We start from the raw sequence: 19,164 nt of genomic DNA, 5'->3' as shown, positions 1-19,164 counted from the left end.
ATGTCCGGGGCACGCACATGACACCCGACGAGTTCCGCGCTGCGGCGCACGAACTGGTCGACTGGATCGCCGACCGGCGGGCCGATGTCGAGTCGCGCCCCGTGCGACCCGATGTGGAACCCGGTGACATCGTCGCTCGGCTCCCCGCCGACCCGCCCGATCAGCCCGTGGGTGCCGACGAGGTCCTGCGCGATCTTCACGAGATCGTGGCTCCCGGCATCACCGAGGTCCAGCACCCGATGCATTTCGGGTGGTTCCCGTCGAACGCGAGCCTTTCGTCGGTGCTCGGCGACTTCGCGTCGTCGGGGCTGGCCTCGCTCGGCATCTCGTGGGAGTCGTCGCCGGCGCTCACCGAGGTCGAGGAGGTGGTGGTCGACTGGCTCCGCCGGCTGACCGGTCTCGACGACGGTTGGCACGGGGTCATCCAGGACACGGCGTCGAGTGCGTGCCTCGTTGCGATGCTGGCGGCCCGCGAGCGGGTCACCGATCATGCGCAGGTCACCACCGGCCTTGCCGGCGTCGCCGAACCGTTGTGCGTCTACACCACGGTCGAAGCGCACTCGTCGGTTCGCAAGGCGGCGCTGCTCGCCGGTTTCGGGGGTGACCACATCCGCCTCGTCGACGTCGATCCGTGGACGCACGACATGCTCCCCGATGCTCTCGTCGCGGCGATGGCGGCCGATCGAGCCGCTGGTTCGCGCCCCGCTGTCGTGGTTGCATCGGCCGGATCGACCGGCACCACCGCCTTCGACCCGATCGGCGAGATCGTGTCGGCCGCGGCGCCGCACGGTGCCTGGGTGCACGTCGACGCGGCGATGGCCGGCTCGGCGTTGCTGTTGCCCGAGATGCGTTCGCTCTTCGCCGGGTTGGAAGGGGCCGACTCGCTCTCGTGGAACCCCCACAAGTGGATGGGAACGATCCTCGATTGCTCGCTGATGTACCTGCGGGATCCCGACCATCTCATCCGGGTGATGTCGACCAGCCCGAGCTACCTGCGCTCGACGGCCGGCGGCGACGCGACCCAGTACCGCGACTGGGGCATCCCTCTCGGGCGCCGCTTCCGGGCGCTCAAGCTCTGGTATCAGCTGCGCATCGACGGGGTCGAGGCGATCCGGACGCGCTTGCGACGCGACCTCGACAACGCTCGTTGGTTGGCGGAGCGGTTTCGCGAGCTGCCCGAATGGGAGGTGGTGGCTCCGGTGCGGCTGCAGACCGTGTGCGTCCGTCACGTGCCGCCCGGGTTCGATGATCCGTCACGGGCCGAGGCCCTCGATGCCCACACCTTGGAGTGGGTGCGGGCGATCAACACCTCGGGTGCAGCGTTCCTGTCACCGTCGATGCTCGACGACCGGTGGATGGTGCGGATCTCGGTCGGTGTGGAGTCGACCGAGCGCCATCACCTCGAGCGGCTCGTCGAACTGCTGCAGGACGCGGTCGCCACGTGAGCGTCGAGATCGAGCTCGGCCCCTACCCAGAGGTCGCAGGGTTCGCCGATGCGGTGCGACGCGACGAGGCCGACCCACTGGCTTCCTTCGCGTCGCGGTTCGAGGTGTCCGACCCCGGGCTGATCTATCTCGACGGCAACTCGCTCGGTCGACTGCCCCGGACCGCGCGCGCTCGTGTCGATCACGCGGTGCGATCCGAGTGGGGCGACCGGCTGATCCGGTCGTGGAACGAGACGTGGTGGGATCTCGCGGCAGAGATCGGCGATCGGATCGCACCACTGATCGGCGCGAGGGCCGGCGAGGTGATCGTGTCGGAGTCGACGACCACCAATCTCCACAAGCTGGCGGGTGCCGCGCTCGACGCCCGACCCGATCGCACGACCATCGTCACCGACGATCTCAATTTCCCGTCCGACGTGCACGTGCTGGCCGGCCTCGCCGCCCGATCGGGTCGCAAGCTCGAGATCGTGGCGTCCGACGGCATCGACGGTCCGGTGGCCGGTCTGCTCGCTGCGCTCGACGCCCGCACCGCCCTCGTCTCGCTGTCGCTCACCGCCTTCAAGTCGGGCTACACCTACGACCTGGCGGCCATCACCGCCGCCGCCCACGAGGCGGGTGCGCTGGTGCTGTGGGACCTGAGCCACTCGGTCGGGGCGATCGAGGTCGACCTCGGTGGGGCCGGAGCCGACCTGGCGGTCGGGTGCACCTACAAGTTCCTCAACGGGGGGCCGGGATCGCCGGCGTTCCTCTACGTCCGACAGGATCTGCAGGACAGCCTCCGGAACCCGATCGCCGGATGGTGGGGCGATGCCGAGCCGTTCGGCTTCGGCCTCGACCATCAGCCGGCCGACGGTATCCGGCGGTTCCAGGTCGGCACGGCGCCGATCCTCTCCTTGGCCGGCGCGGAGCCGGGCATCGACCTGGTGGTCGAGGCGGGAATGCCAGGGATCGCGGCGAAGGGCCGAGCACTCGTTGCGCAGGCCGGTGAACTCTGGTCATCGCGGCTCGCGCCGCTGGGGTTCGCCTGGGCGTCGCCGACCGATCCGGGTCGTCGAGGTGCCCACGCCGCGCTCGCCCACCCCGATGCCTGGCGGATCACCCGCGCCCTGATCGAGGTGGGCCGGGTCGTGCCCGACTTCCGGGCCCCAGACAACATCCGGCTCGGCCTGTCGCCGCTCACCACTTCGTTCCTCGATGTCCACACCGCGGTCGAGCGACTGGCGCGTGTCGTCGAATCCGGCGTTCACGAGCAGTTCGACAACGACCGTTCCGCAGTGACCTGACCGCCGATGGCGTAATGTTCGGCGCGATGACCGACGATCTCTTCGCCCGCTATCGCGCCAGCCTTCCGTCGTTCGTGCGGCCGATGTATGCCGAACCCATCTCGATCGATCGGGGGGAGGGGAGCTACGTCTTCACTCGTGAGGGCGACCGCTACCTCGACTTCTTCGGTGGCGTTCTCACGACCATGATCGGCCATGCCCACCCGAAGGTGGTCGCTGCCGTGCAGGCGCAGGCCGCCAAGGTGATGCACACGTCCACGCTGTACCTCAGTGAGCCGATGATCGCGTTGGCGGAGAAGATCACGGCCCTGTCGGGGATCCCCGACGCGCGGGTGTTCTTCACCGCGTCGGGCACCGAGGCCAACGACACCGCGCTCCTGTTGGCGACCTCCTTTCGGAAGTCCAATCAGGTGCTGGCGATGCGCAACAGCTACCACGGTCGGTCGTTCACCGCGCAGGCGGTCACCTCGCACAGCTCGTGGTCGTCGACCTCGATCTCGGGTCTCGACGTCAGCTTCATCCAGGGCGGCTACCGGCTGCGGAGCCCGTTTCGCGAGATGGACGACGCCGCCTTCACCCAGGCGTGCGTCGACGATCTGGTCCAGGTGCTCGACATGGTCACGGCCGGTCAGGTGGCATGCCTGATCGCCGAGCCGATCCAGGGCGTCGGTGGGTTCGCCGCACCGCCCGACGGGTTCTTCGGTGCCTTCGCGAAGGAACTCGACGCTCGCGGCATTCTCCTGATCTCCGACGAGGTGCAGACCGGTTGGGGCCGCACGGGGGAGCACTACTGGGGCTACGAGGCGCACGGCGTGGTGCCCGACATGCTCACGTTCGCCAAGGGGGTCGGCAACGGAGTCGGCCTCGCCGGCGTCGTGGCCAGAGCCGAGATCATGGACACGATCGAGGTCACGTCGTTCTCCACGTTCGGCGGCAACCCGCTCGCCTGCGCTGCGGCCCTGGCCACCCTCGAAGCGGTCGAGGAGGAGGGCATGCAGGCCAACGCGCTCGCGATGGGCGAACGGCTGGCGGCCCACCTCACGCCGGTCGTCGAGGCGACTCCGTGGATCGCCGAGCTCCGGGGCAAGGGGCTGATGCAGGCGCTCGAGTTCGTCCACGAAGGCTCGTTGCAGCCCGACACGGTGCGAGCGGCTGCGGTGTTGGAGGGCTGCCGTCGCCACGGCGTGCTCGTCGGCAAGGGCGGCCTGTACGGCAACGTCATCCGGATCGCACCGATGCTCAACGTGACCGCGGCGGAGCTCGACGAGGGAGCGGCCGCTCTCATCGCCGCCATCGACGACGCCGGCCGCGGCTGAGCATCGCGACGTCGGCGTCATGACCACCGGCGTTCGCCTTCTCGATCCGACGCCGGCCGCAGCACGCGTGAACGCCGCGGTGAAGTGTGCGTTGTTCGGAGCGTTCGCGATCGCGTTGCTGGTGCCGCTCGACCATCTCGACGGCAAGGCCATGCCGGCGCGGGCGCCCATCTTCCTCGCCAGTGCCGTCCTGGTCCCGCTGATCGCCCGTCGACGGAAGTGGGATCCCTACCCGCATGTCGCCGACGCCCTGCTGGCGCTGCCCTTCCTGCTCGACACCCTCGGCAACCTGCTGGGCATCTACGACGCCGCCGCGTCGACCGACGACGTGTTGCACTTCGTCAACTGGATCGCCCTCGTCGCCGCGTTCCACGCGTTCCGGTTCCGCAACGTCGGCGACCGGCGCGATGCGCTCCTGCTCGGCTACGGCTTCGGCGCCCTCGCCATCGTCGGGTGGGAGGCATTCGAGTGGTTGGTGTCCACCGACGGCATCGGCGGCGCCGACGGACTCTCCCTCACCTACGGCGACACGATCGGCGATCTCGTGCTCTCGAGCACGGGCGGCCTCCTCGGCTCGTGGGCCGGGGTCCGTTGGCTCGGCCCCGGAGACCGTCGGCCTCAGTAGTCGTTGTTGTCCGTGATCCGACCCGTCGTGGTGTCGATGCCGTACTCCCACGTGAAGAAGAAGGCGCATCGTGGCGACAAGGACTTGTTGATGACGTTGGTGCCGTCGCGGTCGATGCGCAGGCTGAACTGGGCGTCGACACAGGTGAGCCGATCGAACTTCACCTCGACGACATTGTCGATCCCGGGCTGGAGCTTGCTGTCGATGTTGGCACTGCCGCTTCCGGGCCGGAACTCGTTGGTGAAGAGCGTGAGCAGGTTGTCGGGCGTGTTCGCCGCATCGAGCACCTCGGCGCCATTGACGAGCACGCGGACCCGCCCGGTGATGTTCGAGACCGAGACGTTGAACGAGTAGGGGATCTCCGTGCGGCTGCACAACAACTGCTGCAGGTCGGCCGTGTCGGCGACCTCCACGAGCTGGCCGCCCAGGGTGCGCAGCGAGAACGACAACGGCGCGGCCGTGGTGGTGTTGGCCGGACCGAAGAACTGGCCGAGATCGCCGCTCTTGATCGCCCCGAGGGCCAGGCTCTGGTCGCCGCCGTAGGAGAGCATCGCGATGTCGCTGGTGGAGAGCGTCTGACGCTGCTCTTCGGTCAGCTCGGCGCTGCCGGAGAACTTGGCCTGTGCCGCGTCGACGGCGATCATCAGGTCCTGGGCGCTCGTTGCGCTCGTGCTCGTCATCGTGAAGTACATGACGCGGCCGTAGGTGACCTCGTCGATCACCAGGGGCGGGTTGTCGGGGCCGACTTCGCCGGAGTCGACCAGCGCCTCGACGTCGAGCGGAGTCACGTCGGCAGAGAAGAAGTCGCCGGCGGTCCGCACGGCGTCGTCGGCCATCCGGATGGTGTACATCGGCTGGATGAGCTGCACGGCGATCGAGTGCTTCTCGGTCTGTGACTCCTGGTTGAACGAGGAGTCGAGGCCGGCCTGACGGAGCGGACCGTCGTAGCGAAGGGACACCCCGATCTCGAGTGACGACTGCTCGAAGCTGTGGGTTTCCGTTCTGGTGTAGGTGATGTCGCTCGGGACGACGTCGATGCCGGTGAGGCGGGCGTCGGCATCACGCTTGAGCCGGGCCACCGCTTCGGCGAGAGAGGTCGAGTCCGGATCGTCGACCACGACGGTCGGATTCTCCGAGGCGAGGCTCGACACGAGGGTCAGCGGGGCCCGCCCCAACGGCACGACCCGAAGGTCGCCGGGCTCGACCCCTGCCCCCTCGACGACCAGGCCGGGCGCGAGTGTTCCGGAGAACCCGAACGCAGGGAACTGGTCGAACGACCGGCTGAGCTGGGGGAGCGCGGCCGGCGCACACGCGACGCTGGTCTTGGTGCTGTCGTCGGCGACGTCGACCCACTCGTCGGTGGTCAGGCCGCGCTCGTCGACCGACGCACGGGTCGGTGTCGACCAGTTCGAATAGGCCGAAAGCGTGGCGGCGACGATCGGGTCGGCGGCCGGCGCGATGGTCGTCGTCGTGTCGGTCGTCGTCGTGTCGATCGTCGTGGTCGTGTCGACGACGGCAGCCGTCGAGGTCGTCGCGACGAGGTCTCCGGCACTGTCGGAGCCACACGACGAGGCGACGACGGCGACGGAGATCGCCGTGGCGAGCAGTGCCGACGGTCGACGGTGGCGGGAGATGGCAGGGCGAATCACCGTGACATGGTGGCCTCCCGAGGTGCGCGTGGCGTGGATTCCGGAGATCACGTGGGCGGATCGGCGTGGTTTCGAGTACCCGGTTCTTCCGTCGTGGAGGTTCCACCCGATGCCGCGGCGAGGTGGTCGTCGGCCGGTCGATCCCGCTCCGGGACGAGGGCGACGATGAGTGTTGCCGCGGCGTTGTCGATGACGTGGCGGATGGTGTGGCCGAGGAAGAGGGTGCCGTCGCTCGTGCGGCTGGCGCCCGAGATCACCACGAGGTCTGCGGCGACCTCATCGGCCGTCGCGAGAATCTGCTCGGCAGGATTGGTGTTGTGCTCGAGCATCGAGGAGAAGTTGGCACCTGCGGTGGACGCGAGCGCGGCCGCATCGTTGAGGACGCCGCGGCCGGATGAGCCCGGTCGGGGGTACTCGCCGAGGATCGTCTCGAAGCGGCTCGCCGGATCGGCGCTGACGTGGAGGTGGTGCACGTGGGTGCCGATACGGGCACTGAGGTAGGCGGCGAGCTCCTGGGCCGGGCGCGACGACCGGCCGCCGTTCACCGGCACCACCGCGCGGGCGAACGCCCACGGGAGTCGCCCGCCGTTCCCGGGGGCGGACCGCACGATCACGACCGGAATGGGACTCCGTCGGAGCAGCTCGTCGATCTCGGCTGTGACCGTCGCCGATCGGTGTGGTCCCGCGCCGACGACGATGGCGTCGTAGCCGAGCCGTGCTTCGGCGAGGATCGCGTTGGTCGCGTTCTCGGCATCCACCTGTTCGCTCTCGACGTTGCAGTGGTGCAGCACGGCCTCGTGGGCGCTCAGGTCGGGGGCGGGTCCGGTGCCGACCGTGAACAGGGTGACATCGGTGTCGTCGGGCCAGGTGAGCCCGGTGACCTGGGCGGCCAGCAGCGATGACATGCCACCACGGGTCGGGATCAGGACCCGCCCGCCGCGCACGACCGCATTCGCCGTCAACTGTGCCTCGAGGTCGAGGCGCTGGCGCTCCTCTGGCGTCCCCTCCCAGTTGCGCAGCACGCGGCGCAGCATCGGCGGTGCGGCCATGGATGTGGCCATGGCCATCAGCACGACCACGGTGTAGGACCGGTCGTTGAGGACCCCGAGGGACAGGCCGACCGTGGCGATCACGATCTCGAGCGCGCCGCGGGCATTGAGCCCCACGCCGAGCGCGGCGCCCTCGCGGGTCGGGATGGCCGACAGCCGGGCACCGGCCAGCGAACCGATGAACTTCGAGAGCGATGCGGCAAGCAGGACGACGATCGCCCAGACGATGGTCTCTCCGTCGCCGAGGAGGCCGAGATCGACGCGAAGGCCTGCGGTGGCGAAGAAGATCGGGGCGAAGATCGCTGCCGTCATCGTCTCGAGCGGGCGGATCAATTCGTGATCGGCGAAACGCGATCGTGCGAGGATCACGCCGGCGATGAACGCGCCGAGCACGGCCTCGACATGGAGCCATTGGGTGATCACGCCGAAGGCGAGGGCAGTGATCAACACCACCGTCAGCCCCGAGAGGGCATCGCCACCGGAGGCGCGCACCCGACGCAGCGACGCGTCGACGATCCGCTGGCCGACGGTGAAGGCGAGGACGAAGAAGATCGCGACGCCGCCGACCGTGAACGCCAGCTTGTCGAGCTTGACCCCGCCGGCCTGCGCGAGGCCGGCGATGAAGCCGAGCAGGATCCAGCCGATGACATCGTTCGCCATGCCCGCCGCCAGAGTGAGTTGCCCGAAGTTGCGGCGCATCAGCCCCATCTCGCCGAGGATCTTCGCGATCACCGGTAGTGACGAGATCGACAGCGCGGCGGCCACGAACAGGGCGAAGATGTAGCGCTCCGTCTCGCTGCCGACGAACGCATTCGGGATGAACCAACCGACCGCGAACCCGGCGGCCGCGGGCACGATCAGCGAGCCGGCCGAGACGAAGAACGCGGCCCGTCCGAGACGTTGGATGAGCCCCAGATCGGTCTCGAATCCGGTGCCCACGAGAAGAAGCAACACGCCGAGCCACCCGACGGTGAAGAGCATTGCCGTCTGGGCGTCGTCGGCGGGAAACAACCAGTCGGTCACATCCGGGGCGATGTTGCCCAGCAGTGAAGGCCCGAGCACCAGACCGGCGGCCAGTTCTCCCACGACCGCCGGTTGCCCGATCCGCTGCATGAGTGCGCCGAGGCCTCGGGCGACCACGAGGATGACGAGGAGCGCCACCCAGAAGACGAGGAGCTGATGCTCGGTCGGGGGGTTCAGATTCATCTCGGTGCCGGTACGGGTCGAAAATGGGGGTTCTCACAAAGTAACGAAGGTCGGCGCCCTCGCCCCACCGAGATCACAACGGCCCTACCCTCGGTGCATGTCTGCAGGAGCACCCCTCGGTCCGAGTCCCGACGAGGTGACGCTCGACGCCATTCGCCGGGCCGCCGACGCGCTCCGCGGGGTCATCGAATACACGCCGCTGACCCGTTCGCAGACGCTCAGCGACATCACGGGGGTCGATGTCCATCTGAAGTTCGAGAACCTCCAGTACACCGGCTCGTTCAAGGGGCGCGGCGCGAGGAACCGGCTGCTCGCCGTCGCGCCCGGGCGCGGCGTCATCGCGATGTCGGCCGGAAACCATGCGCAGGGAGTGGCCCACCACGGCGCCCTGCTCGGGCTTCCCACGACGATCGTCATGCCCGAGAACACCCCGTTCGTGAAGGTCGCTCGCACCCGCGACCTCGGCGCCGAGGTCGTGCTGGCCGGAGCCGACGTCATGGCTGCCGCCGTGCGGGCCCGCGAGCTGGCCGAGGAGCGGGATCTGGAGTTCATCCACCCGTTCGACGATCCCGTCGTGATCGCCGGGCAGGGGACCGTCGGGCTCGAGATGCTCGAGCAGGAGCCCGACCTCGACATGATCGTCGCTGCGGTCGGCGGTGGCGGCCTGTCGGCCGGGATCGCGGTGGCGACCACCGGCCACGGCCGCCCGGTCGAGGTCATCGGCGTGCAGACCGAGCGGTTTCCTTCGATGGCCGATCGCCTGGCCGGACGTGCCTCCACTGCCCGTTCCGGGTCGACGGTCGCTGATGGCATCGCCGTCTCCGAGCCGGGGAGGATCACCTCGGCGATCCTCGAAGCCCACGCTGTCGACGTACTCGTCGTGCCCGAGGCGGCGATCGAGCAGGCCATCGCGATGCTGCTCGAGATCGAGAAGACCGTCGTCGAGGGAGCCGGCGCGGCCGGCCTGGCCGCACTCATGACCTACCCCGAACGCTTCGCCGGGAAGAAGGTCGGACTCGTGCTGTGCGGCGGCAACATCGATCCCCGCACCCTCTCGGTCGTGGCGCTGCGGGGCCTGGCCGTGCAGGGTCGACTCAACCGCATCCGGGTCGAGCTCGACGACACCCCCGGCCGCCTGGCCCTGGTGTCGCAGGTCATCGCCCGCGAAGCGGCCAACGTCGTCGAGGTCGACCACGACGGTCTCGGATCGAGCGGTGCCCGCAGCACGATTCTCGAGTTGCGGATCGACACCCTCGATGCGGCCCATGCCGACCGGGTCCTCGAGGCGATCCGCGCCGAGGGCCTCAACGCGGACCTCGTCGACTGGTAGCGGGTCGGACGCGGGACGGCCGCCCCGTGCTTCGGTGAAGCGATCGGGACGGCCGTCAGGGGGGTTGCCCCGTCCTCGCGAGACGGGGTGGTGGTGGCACGACGGCCGTGGCCGCCGGACGCATGGGGAATGGGGCGGAGCTAGAACTCCTCGTCGAAGGAGACGTCGCCCTCGACACCGACCTGGTAGGCGGAGACGGTGCGCTCGAAGAAGTTCGAGAGCTCCTGGACGTCTTGCAGCTCCATGAACGAGAACGGGTTCTGTGCGCCGTATCGCTTGGCCAGACCGAGCTGAGCAAGGCGCTGATCGGCGACGAACTCCAGATAGGTGCGGGTGTCGCCGGTCGACATGCCGGGCACTCCCTCGCCGAGGAGGTCCTCGGCGAACTTGAACTCGGCGTCGACCGCTTCCTCGATCATCAGTGTGATGCGCTCACCGAGATCGGCGTCGAACAGCTCGGGCTCTTCGGCCCGGACCGTGTTGATCACCTCGAGGGCGAAGTTCATGTGCATCGATTCGTCGCGGAACACCCAGTTGGTCCCGGCGGCGAGCCCGTTGAGCAGGCCCTTCGATCGCAGGAAGTAGACGTAGGCGAATGCCGCGAAGAAGAACAGGCCTTCGATGCAGGTCGCGAAGCAGATCAGGTTCATCAGGAACCGCTTGCGGTCCTCGACCGTCTCGAGGGGACCGTTGCCGACCGACTCCATCCACTTGAAGCAGAACTCGCCCTTGGCCCGGATCGACGGGATGTTCTCGATGGCGGCGAAGGCCTCGGCCCGCTCGGCGGGATCGGGGATGTAGTTGTCGAGCAGGTTCAGGTAGAACTGGACGTGGAGCGCCTCTTCGTAGAGCTGGCGCGACAGATACATCCGAGCCTCGGGAGCGTTGATGTGCTCGTAGAGGTTGAGGACGAGGTTGTTGGCCACGATCGAATCGCCGGTGGCGAAGAACGCCACCAGTCGGCTGATCATGTGCTTCTCGGCCGGCATGAGCTTGCGGTCGAGATCGGTCAGATCGTCGGAGAAGTCGATCTCCTCGACCGTCCAGGTGTTCTTGATCGCGTCCTTGTACATGTCGAAGAACTGCGGGTAGCGCATCGGCCGCAGCGTGAGATTGAACCCGGGGTCGAGGATGTTGGTCCGGGAATTCGCCGGCGCCGCGTAGTGCCCGGCGTTGGTGTCGGGCGCACTCGCCGGCGCGGTGTTGAGATAGTCGTCGGCGAGTGCCATCAGTCGCACGCCTCGCAGGCCTCGGGGTTCTCCAGCGAGCAGGCGATGGCCTCTTCGTCGGTGAATGTCTTCTTCGGTGCACCGTCGGGCCCACCGGTCGGACCCGACTCGGGGCCGACCGAGGTGGTGGTCTTGTTGATCTTCGTCGCCGGCCGGCTGCGCAGGTAGTAGGTGGTCTTGAGTCCGGACTTCCATGCGTACATGTACATCGACGAGAGCTTGCCGATGGTGGGCGCTTCCATGAAGAGGTTGAGCGACTGGCTCTGGTCGATGAAGGCGCCACGGTCGGCGGCCATCTCGATGAGCGACTTCATCGGGATCTCCCACGCGGTGCGATAGATCGCCTTGAGGTCGTCGGGGATGCGCTCGATGCCCTGGATCGAGCCTTCGGCCTTCTTCACGTCGCCGATCATCTCGGCATCCCACAGGTTGCGGCGTTGGAGTTCTTTCACCAGGTGCCGGTTGATCTGCATGAACTCGCCCGAGAGGGTTTCGCGCTTGAACAGGTTGGAGACCTGCGGCTCGATGCACTCGTAGCAGCCCGCGATCGACGCGATCGTCGCCGTCGGGGCGATGGCGATCATCAGGGAGTTGCGCAGACCGTGGCTCTCGATGCGCTCGCGTAGCGGGACCCACCGTTCGGGATCGGACGGCTCCACGCCCCAGAGGTCGAACTGGAGGTCGCCGGCCGCGGCGCGGGTCTCGGCAAACGCCGCGTGGGGGCCATTGGCTTCCGCGAGCTCGGTCGATGCCCACAGGGCGTTGAAGTAGATCTCTTCGGAGATCCGACGGCTGACGTCGCGCGCCACCGGGGAATCGAACGGCACGCCCATCTTGAAGAAGACGTCCTGGAGACCCATCAACCCGAGACCGACTGGACGCCAGCGGCTGTTGGAGGCGCCCGATTCGCTCGTCGGGTAGTAGTTGATGTCGATCACCCGGTCGAGGAACGGCACGACCTGGCGGACGACCTCGCCGAGGCGGACGTAGTCCATGGCGATGACGCCCTCGGACTCGACGACGAACTCACCGAGGTTGACCGAGCCGAGGTTGCACACCGCGGTCTCGTCCTGGCTGGTGACCTCGAGGATCTCGGTGCACAGGTTGGACAGGTGCACGACGCGGTCTCGTGCGTTCGCCGTTCCACCGCTGGTGCCGGGCCCGGTCTGGTTGCACTTCTCGTTGGAGGAGTCCTTGAAGGTCATCCAGCCGTTGCCGGTCTCCGCCAGCGTCTTCATCATCCGCTGGTAGAGCTGCCGGGCAGGGACCTGCTTTTCGTACTTGCCGTCGGCCTCGGCCTGCTCGTAGATGGCGCGGAACTCGTCGCCGAAGGTGTCGATCAGCTCGGGGACCTTCTTCGGATCGAAGAGGCTCCACTGCCAGTCCTTCTCGACCCGTTCCATGAACATGTCGGGGATCCAGTTGGCGAGGTTGATGTTGTGGGTGCGCCGGGCGTGGTCGCCGGTGTTGTCGCGCAGCTCGAGGAACTGGTCGATGTCGGCGTGCCACGCTTCGAGGTAGACGCACGCGGCACCCTTGCGGCGGCCTCCCTGGTTGACGGCGGCGACGGAGGCATCGAGGGTCTTGAGCCACGGCACGATGCCGTTGGACAGGCCGTTGGTGCCGACGATGAGGCTGTTCTTCGAACGAATGCGGTGCCAGGCGACCCCGATGCCGCCGGCGAACTTCGAGAGCCGGGCGATGTCGGTGTAGCGCTTGTAGATGCCTTCCAGCGAGTCTTCCGGAGAATCGAGCAGGTAGCAGCTCGACATCTGGGGATGCGTGGTGCCCGAGTTGAACAGGGTGGGCGAGGACGGGAGGTAGGCGAGCGACGACATCAGGTCGTAGAAGCGGATCGCTTCCTCGGGGTTGGTCGACAGGCCGCAGGCGACCCGCAGGAAGAAGTACTGCGGGGTCTCGATGACCTTGCGGGTCTCGGGGTGGCGCAGGAGGTAGCGGTCGTAGACGGTGCGCAGGCCGAAGAACTCGAAGCGCTTGTCGCGCTGGCTGTCGATCGCCGCGTTGAGCTCGGGGGCGTGGGCGTTGACGAATTCGAAGACCTCGTCGCCGATGATGCCGACCTTGTGACCCAGCGCGACCGACTCGGAGAACCACGGAGCGTTCTGGTTGCGGACCTCCTTGTCGATGTAGGTCGACAGGAGGCGGGCGGCCACCTTGGAGTAGTCGGGCTCTTCGACGATGAGACCGGCCGCGGTGCGAATCGACAGCTCGTCGAGTTCCTGGGTCGTGGCGCCATCGGCCAGCGCGGCGATCGTGCGGGTCGAGACGACCATCGGATCGACCCCGACGATTCCTTCGGTCGCTCGGGCGACGGCGTTGACGATCTTGTTGACATCGACGGGTTCGAGCGCACCGCTGCGCTTCTTCACCCGCATCGTCGTCGCGGTCGTACCGCTCGATTCCTGGTTGGCGACTGCGCTCAGGCGCTCGGTCGTGATCGTCTCATCGGTAATAGCCATCGTGGCCCCTTCCCCGCGCCGGGAAGTGCGAGTCGAAGGCGGTGACTCCCGGTCAGATCACGCCTCGCCGCGCCGCTCTGTCGAGAGTTGCGGACTCGTAATTACAGTCGCGTAACTACACCCACGTCAAGGGGAAGTTTCGGCGTGCCGTCGCGCCTCGCTGACCTGCACAAACGGCGCGGAGTCGCGAACGACACGCGCCCCACACCTCGGTCGGACCCGGTTTCAGCAGTCGCGACAGAGCCGGGCGGTGACGGCATCGGCGGCCCGCCACCCGGAGGTGAGGGCACCGTTGATCGAGGCGTGCTGACGGTGATCGCCGGCCACGAACATGCCCGACGGGAGCCGCACCGACTGGTCGGGATCCTCGCCCACGTTCTGGCGGGGTTGCGCCCGCTCGATCTCGTCGACCCGCAGTGTCTGCCAGTCTTCGACGACCCCGCCGTACCACTCGGCGAGGGTCGACCGCACCGCGGACTCCTCGACCCCGAGATGGGGCGTCGAGACCGCGATCAGTGCCCGGTCGTCGGGGCTGTATTCGGGGGAGACCTGCGAGAGCACGGCGAGGTTGTTGACGGCGCCGGTCCCGTTGCCGTTGAGGACGATCACCGGCCGTTGCACCGGCGTCTCGTCGGCGGCGAACCACCATGTCGTGACCGGGTTGGTGCCGGGGTCGCCGACCTCGCCCGCGGTGAGTCGGGCCGCATCGACTGCGTCGGTGGCCACCACCACGGCCTGGGATTCGACCCTGCTGCCGTCGACGACGACATGGTGTTCGCCGACCTCGGTCACCTCGGTGCCGTAGCGGATGGTCCCGGCCGGGAGCCGAGAGGCGAGCTGGAGCGAGATCTGCCCCATGCCGCCCGCCGGTACGGTGGCGTCGTCGTCGGACAACATGCGGAAGATGAACTCGAGCGAACGGCTCGAGAACCCGAGCTCGGGATCGAGGGCGATGCCGCTGAACAGCGGACGCAGGAACCGGTCGATCATGCGCTCGGAGAAGCCGGCCTCCCGGAGTCGTTCCAGCGCGGTGGTCTCCTTGGCCGTGAAGAGTTCTTCGATCTCGGGCTTCAGGACCTTGTTGCGGAACTTGAGGATCGCCAGCTTGTCCTTGAGGTTGCCGATGGGCGCTCGCATCGTGCCGAAGGCGTCGCCGGGATTCCTGAACGGGTCGGCGACGCGATGGAACCGGTCGCCGATGCGCACGAGCGACCCGGCATCGAACGCGCGCAGGTCGAGCGCGTCGTAATCGAGCATGTCGTGCGCGGTGGGGTAGGCCTTCAGGAAGATCTGAAAGCCGCGGTCGAGCCGGAAGCCGTCGACGTCGTCGGTGCGGACGCGGCCGCCGGGCCCGTCGGAGCGCTCGAGCACGAGCGGCTCGTGACCCCGGTCGCGGAGTCGGATGGCCGCAGCGAGGCCGGCGAGGCCTGCGCCGACGACGACGACATCATGAGAGGTCATGCCTCGAACTCGCCCCGCGGAGTCACGGAGGAGCACGTTACCGACCGCCCGGCGTGTGGTCGACCCCGGCGCCGACTTCTTTGTGTCGCGCGCATCGCGAGTCCGCTCAGATGAACCGGCGGATCAGCTTTTCCTTCTTGGCGGTGTAGGGCGGGTACAGCATCTTCAGGTCCATCTTCGTCGGCTTCTTCAGCACCGAACGGAGATTGGAGAACGTGTCGAAGCCCGACTGGCCGTGGTAGCGGCCGGTGCCGGACTCGCCGACGCCGCCGAACGGGAGATCGGCGGGGACGAGGTGCTGGATCACGTGGTTGACGCAGGCGCCGCCGGAGGTCGTCTGCGCGAGCAGCTCATCGGCCTTCTCGTCGTCCTCGGCGAACACGTAGAGGGCGAGCGGCTTTTCGCGGTCGTTGACGAACTCGACCGCCTCGTGCATCGACTCGACGGTGATGATCGGCAGGATCGGTCCGAAGATCTCCTGGCGCATCAGCGGCGAGTCGGGATCGGGGTCGACGACGATCGTCGGTTCCACGTATCTCGCGTCGACGTCGCTGTCGCCGCCCAGGGCGATCGTGCCGCCGTGATCGGCGAGCAGGCCCTGGAGGCGGCCGGCGTGGCGTTCGTTGACGATGGAGGTGAAGTCGGGGTTGTCCTTCGTGCCCTTGCCGTCGGCGAACTCGTCGAAGGCGGTCCGCATGCTGTCGACGAGGGCGTCGCGGGTCTTGTCGGTCACGAGGACGAAGTCGGGGGCCACGCAGGTCTGGCCCGCGTTGAGCCACTTGCCCCACGCGAGGCGGCGTCCGGTGACCTCGATGTTGGCCGAGTCGTCGACGAACACGGGGCTCTTGCCGCCGAGCTCGAGGGTGACCGGGGTCAGGAACCGTGCCGCGGCAGTGGCGACGATGCGGCCGACCTCGGTGGAGCCCGTGTAGAAGATGTGGTCGAAGCGCTGTTCGAGCAGCTCGGTGGCCACGGCGACGTCGCCCTCGATCACGGCGATGGCCTCGGGGTCGACATAGCGGGGGATGAGCTCGGCGAGCGCCCTGCTCGTCTCCCCGGCGAGCTCCGACGGCTTGGCGATCACGGCGTTGCCCGCGGCGATCGCGGCGGCAACGGGCAACAGGAGCAGGTTGATCGGGTAGTTCCACGGCGCGATCACGAGGGCGACGCCGAGGGGCTCGGGGACGATGTAGCCCTTGCCGGGCATGGCGGTCATCGGCAGGCGGACCTTGCGGGGCTTGGCCCACTTGGCGACGTGCTTGCGCATCGTGGCGATCTCGGTGGCGATGAATCCGACGTCGGTGGTGAAGCCCTCCATCGCCGGCTTGCCCATGTCGGCGGCGAGGGCGGCCTCGAGGCGCGGACTCTCGAGCTTGAGCATGCGGACCAGTCCGTCGAGCTGCTCCTCGCGCCATTCGATCGGGCGGGTGCGGCCACTGTTGTAGGTCTCGCGGACCCGCGAGACGATCCCCGCCACGTCGACCGTGGTCAGGTCGATGTCGGAATCCGCTGAATCTGAACGATCGGTGATGGCCATACCCCAAAGGATGCCAGCGATCCCCGCCCTGCGCACCCGCACCCCCCACCCCACCAAATTTGGGTGGGTTCGCCCGCGTTTTTCGGGTCGGGCCGCCTTCAGAAGCGGTTGTTGGTCACGCCAGCTCCCAGCGGATGCGCTTGTTGCCCTTGCCCTTCGACTCGGTCTTGACCACGGTGAACGTGCCGATCTCGCCGGTGGAGCGGACATGGGTGCCGCCGTCGGCCTGCTTGTCGAGCCCGACGATGTCGACGACGCGGATCTCCGCGACCGACTCGGGGATCATGTTGACCTTCGTGCGGATGAGGTCCTCGTCTTCCACCGCGGTCTCGCGGGGGAGGAACGTCACCTCGATCGGGCGGTCCGCTGCGATCTCGGCGTTGACGGCGGTTTCGATCTTCTCGGCGAACCCTTCGGGGAGGGGGTCGAACTCGTAGTCGATCCGGCCCTTCAGCGGCTCCATGTTGTTGCCGGTGGACAGCACCCGGTACTCGTTCCAGATCACTCCGCCGAGCACGTGCATCGCGGAGTGGGTGCGCATGAGCTGATGACGACGCTCCCAGTCGACCTCGCCGGTGACCTCGGTGCCGACCTCGGGCAGTGGCCCGCCGATCGAGTGCCAGATGTCGACGCCCTGCTTGCGGACGTCGGTCACCTCCTGGTCGGCGCCGTCGATCGTGAGGGTGCCGGTGTCGTGAGGCTGGCCGCCTCCGGTCGCGTAGAAGGTGGTGCGGTCGAGGAGGACCCGACCGCCGTCACCCTCGTCGGCGGGCTCGACCCCGGTCACGGTGGCGGTGAACGTCCGCAGTTCCTGATCGGCGAGGTACAGCTGCTCGGTCATGAAGGCGACGGTAGCCCTTCACGGATTGTTCACACTCCTCTTCTCCGCCGCTTACCAAGGGTCGTCACGGTGAAGGCATGTTCCGGCGTTCCCCCAGGCGCATCGGTTCGGTGGTCGCGACGGCGGTCGCAGTCCTCGTCGGTCTCGGTTCCGGCGTGACCGCGGCCGCCGCCCCGACCATCGAGCCGGTGGCCGCTCCCGAAACCCCGCCGAAGATGGCCATCGACACGGAACCCGACTGCGACCGTGTCGGCTACACGCCGGCCGGCGCGGTGGCGCCAATGAGTGGCGAGCTCTGCGTGCCGGTCGGTCACCATGGCGACGTCGTGATCCTGATCCATGGCGGCGGCGGCTACGAGGGCGATCCCGCCGACGTGGCGGTGTGGCGCGACGCACACCTGGCCGCACGCCGCGCCACCTTCGTCATCGACTACACGCTGCTCGACACCGGCTCCGATGCGGCCGCCTATCCGCGGCCGGAGCAGAACGTGATGGCGGCCGTGCAGTACATCCGGATCCTCGGCTCCGAGGGCATGCTCGAGGTGGACGACGTGATCTTGCACGGGTTCAGCGCCGGTGCACGACTCGCCGCCGTCGTCGCCACGGCGGCCGACGATCCGGCCTACGCGGGCGCCGAGTTGCACCAGGGTGTGTCGACCCGGGTCGACGGCGCGATCCTGTTCTACGGCTACTACGACGGCTCGCAGTTCCACGGTGAGCAGTACTATGGGGCGGCCGACGTTCCCGTGGCCGCGAGCACGATCGCCATGGCGTCGGCCGATGATGCGCCGGTGCTGATCGTGCACGGGACCGACGACGTCATGACCGACCCGGCCGGCGCCGCGGCTCTCGCCGACGCGCTCGAGTCCGAGGGCGTCGACGTCGAACTGCTCCTGCTCGAAGGGGAGAACCACGTGTTCGACGGCTACGGGACCGACTCGTTGACCGCGGCCGGTGCCGCGCTGGTGCCGGTGATCGACTCGTACGTCGGTTCGGTCGCGGAACGGCGCTCGTGGATCAGGCCGTTCTCGGGACGGTCCGGTACGTGATGCGCAGGACCGCTGCGGCACCGCGGATGCGCGGACCGTCGTCGGCTTCGTCGACGTAGAGCGGCGCGTCGAGCATCTGGCACGCGGCGATCGCCTCCGCCCCGAGACTCGAGAGGCCGTGGTCTTCGGCCAGCGTTGCGATGTCGTACGCGAGCGTCCTGAGCGAGAGGATCCGGATCTCGTCGGGAAGGGCGATGAGGGCCCGGCCGAGCGCTCGGCGCTGCTCGGTCGGCCACGAGCCGGTGAGCGTGCCGCCGCGGGCACTCACGACGCTTCGGCAGAGTCGGAGGTAGTAGAGGTTCGTGGTCGCCGGCGCGCGGGTACGGAGGATGCGGGCGAGCGCGGGCGCGGGTCGATCGGCCAGCAGATCCCGCAGCAGGTGGTCGTCGAGGACGACGTGGCTCACGTCGTCGCGAGTTCGGGGTCATCGAGGGCGGCCACGAACGCGCGATGGTCACCGGCGCTGAGCAGGTCGTCGAGCAGGGCCGGCCCGTCGCCGGCCGGGACGGTCAGCACGCCGAACCCGAGGTCGAGCACATCGACCGGGCCGCCTTGGGCGAGTCCCCATCGGCGGCGCGCCGCAGCGGGCAACGACATCTGCCCGGAGGCGGAGACGAGGTACTGATCGATGTTCGTCATGCATGCAGCGTACTTGGTGAGCGGA

At 68.1% G+C, this 19,164-nt stretch carries 15 protein-coding genes; 6 read left to right on the top strand and 9 right to left on the bottom strand.

The features are described 5' to 3' along the window. Positions 1-17 precede the first annotated feature (17 nt). Genes R2707_10875 through R2707_10860 form a run of 4 tightly spaced genes read left to right on the top strand, consistent with a single transcriptional unit; the run spans position 18 to position 4,669 of the window. Complete coding sequence (locus R2707_10875; protein MEZ5245592.1) at positions 18-1,445, top strand: pyridoxal-dependent decarboxylase; 1,428 nt, start codon at positions 18-20, stop codon at positions 1,443-1,445. After that, positions 1,442-2,728, top strand: coding sequence for an aminotransferase class V-fold PLP-dependent enzyme (locus R2707_10870; GenBank protein MEZ5245591.1), 1,287 nt, complete (start codon positions 1,442-1,444; stop codon positions 2,726-2,728). The genes R2707_10875 and R2707_10870 overlap by 4 nt, the downstream gene beginning before the upstream one ends. Positions 2,729-2,754: 26 nt before the next feature. Next, complete coding sequence (locus tag R2707_10865; protein MEZ5245590.1) at positions 2,755-4,044, top strand: aminotransferase class III-fold pyridoxal phosphate-dependent enzyme; 1,290 nt, start codon at positions 2,755-2,757, stop codon at positions 4,042-4,044. A 19-nt stretch (positions 4,045-4,063) separates the two neighbouring features. Next, positions 4,064-4,669, top strand: a complete 606-nt coding sequence (locus tag R2707_10860; protein ID MEZ5245589.1) for a hypothetical protein — start codon at positions 4,064-4,066, stop codon at positions 4,667-4,669. Here the strand turns inward: R2707_10860 and R2707_10855 are convergent. Both R2707_10855 and R2707_10850 read right to left on the bottom strand, forming a co-directional pair. Then, complete coding sequence (locus R2707_10855; GenBank protein ID MEZ5245588.1) at positions 4,663-6,318, bottom strand: thiol-activated cytolysin family protein; 1,656 nt, start codon at positions 6,316-6,318, stop codon at positions 4,663-4,665. The two genes, R2707_10860 and R2707_10855, sit on opposite strands and share 7 nt — an antisense overlap. 47 nt (positions 6,319-6,365) lie before the next feature. After that, positions 6,366-8,573: a cation:proton antiporter gene (locus R2707_10850; GenBank protein ID MEZ5245587.1), complete on the bottom strand. Its 2,208-nt coding sequence runs from the start codon at positions 8,571-8,573 to the stop codon at positions 6,366-6,368. Positions 8,574-8,670: 97 nt separating this feature from the next. Between R2707_10850 and R2707_10845 the strand changes: the two genes are divergently transcribed. Further along, positions 8,671-9,903 (top strand): threonine ammonia-lyase, encoded by a 1,233-nt coding sequence (locus R2707_10845; GenBank protein MEZ5245586.1) that lies wholly within the window; start codon positions 8,671-8,673, stop codon positions 9,901-9,903. 140 nt (positions 9,904-10,043) lie between these two features. Here the strand turns inward: R2707_10845 and R2707_10840 are convergent, their stop codons facing one another. From R2707_10840 to R2707_10820, 5 genes are all read right to left on the bottom strand, one after another. Then, positions 10,044-11,132 carry a ribonucleotide-diphosphate reductase subunit beta gene (locus R2707_10840; GenBank protein MEZ5245585.1) on the bottom strand — a complete coding sequence of 363 codons (1,089 nt, stop codon included), beginning with the start codon at positions 11,130-11,132 and terminating at the stop codon, positions 10,044-10,046. Further along, entirely contained in the window at positions 11,132-13,612 is a 2,481-nt protein-coding gene (locus R2707_10835) for a ribonucleoside-diphosphate reductase subunit alpha (GenBank protein MEZ5245584.1), read from the bottom strand. Before R2707_10835 ends, R2707_10840 begins: the two co-directional genes overlap by 1 nt. A gap of 225 nt (positions 13,613-13,837) precedes the next feature. Beyond that, positions 13,838-15,073 (bottom strand): NAD(P)/FAD-dependent oxidoreductase, encoded by a 1,236-nt coding sequence (locus R2707_10830; protein MEZ5245583.1) that lies wholly within the window; start codon positions 15,071-15,073, stop codon positions 13,838-13,840. A 106-nt stretch (positions 15,074-15,179) separates the two neighbouring features. Continuing rightward, complete coding sequence (locus R2707_10825) at positions 15,180-16,610, bottom strand: aldehyde dehydrogenase family protein (protein MEZ5245582.1); 1,431 nt, start codon at positions 16,608-16,610, stop codon at positions 15,180-15,182. Positions 16,611-16,725: 115 nt separating this feature from the next. Next, the gene (locus R2707_10820; GenBank protein MEZ5245581.1) at positions 16,726-17,451 is read right to left on the bottom strand and encodes an alanyl-tRNA editing protein; all 726 of its coding nucleotides are present in this window, start codon (positions 17,449-17,451) and stop codon (positions 16,726-16,728) included. Between the two features lie 77 nt (positions 17,452-17,528). Here R2707_10820 and R2707_10815 point away from each other — a divergent pair, with 77 nt between their 5' ends. After that, entirely contained in the window at positions 17,529-18,500 is a 972-nt protein-coding gene (locus tag R2707_10815) for a prolyl oligopeptidase family serine peptidase (GenBank protein ID MEZ5245580.1), read from the top strand. Here R2707_10815 and R2707_10810 read toward each other — a convergent pair. Together R2707_10810 and R2707_10805 are read right to left on the bottom strand one after the other, a co-directional pair. Continuing rightward, complete coding sequence (locus R2707_10810) at positions 18,469-18,906, bottom strand: hypothetical protein (GenBank protein MEZ5245579.1); 438 nt, start codon at positions 18,904-18,906, stop codon at positions 18,469-18,471. The two genes, R2707_10815 and R2707_10810, sit on opposite strands and share 32 nt — an antisense overlap. Further along, positions 18,903-19,139, bottom strand: coding sequence for an AbrB/MazE/SpoVT family DNA-binding domain-containing protein (locus R2707_10805; GenBank protein MEZ5245578.1), 237 nt, complete (start codon positions 19,137-19,139; stop codon positions 18,903-18,905). The genes R2707_10810 and R2707_10805 overlap by 4 nt, the downstream gene beginning before the upstream one ends. Between the last annotated feature and the right edge of the window lie 25 nt (positions 19,140-19,164).

This window comes from Acidimicrobiales bacterium, from assembly GCA_041394245.1.
Classification (GTDB): domain Bacteria; phylum Actinomycetota; class Acidimicrobiia; order Acidimicrobiales; family Aldehydirespiratoraceae; genus JAJRXC01.
Note: the sequence above shows the minus strand (reverse complement) of the source record. Positions and strands in the feature narration are given on the sequence as shown.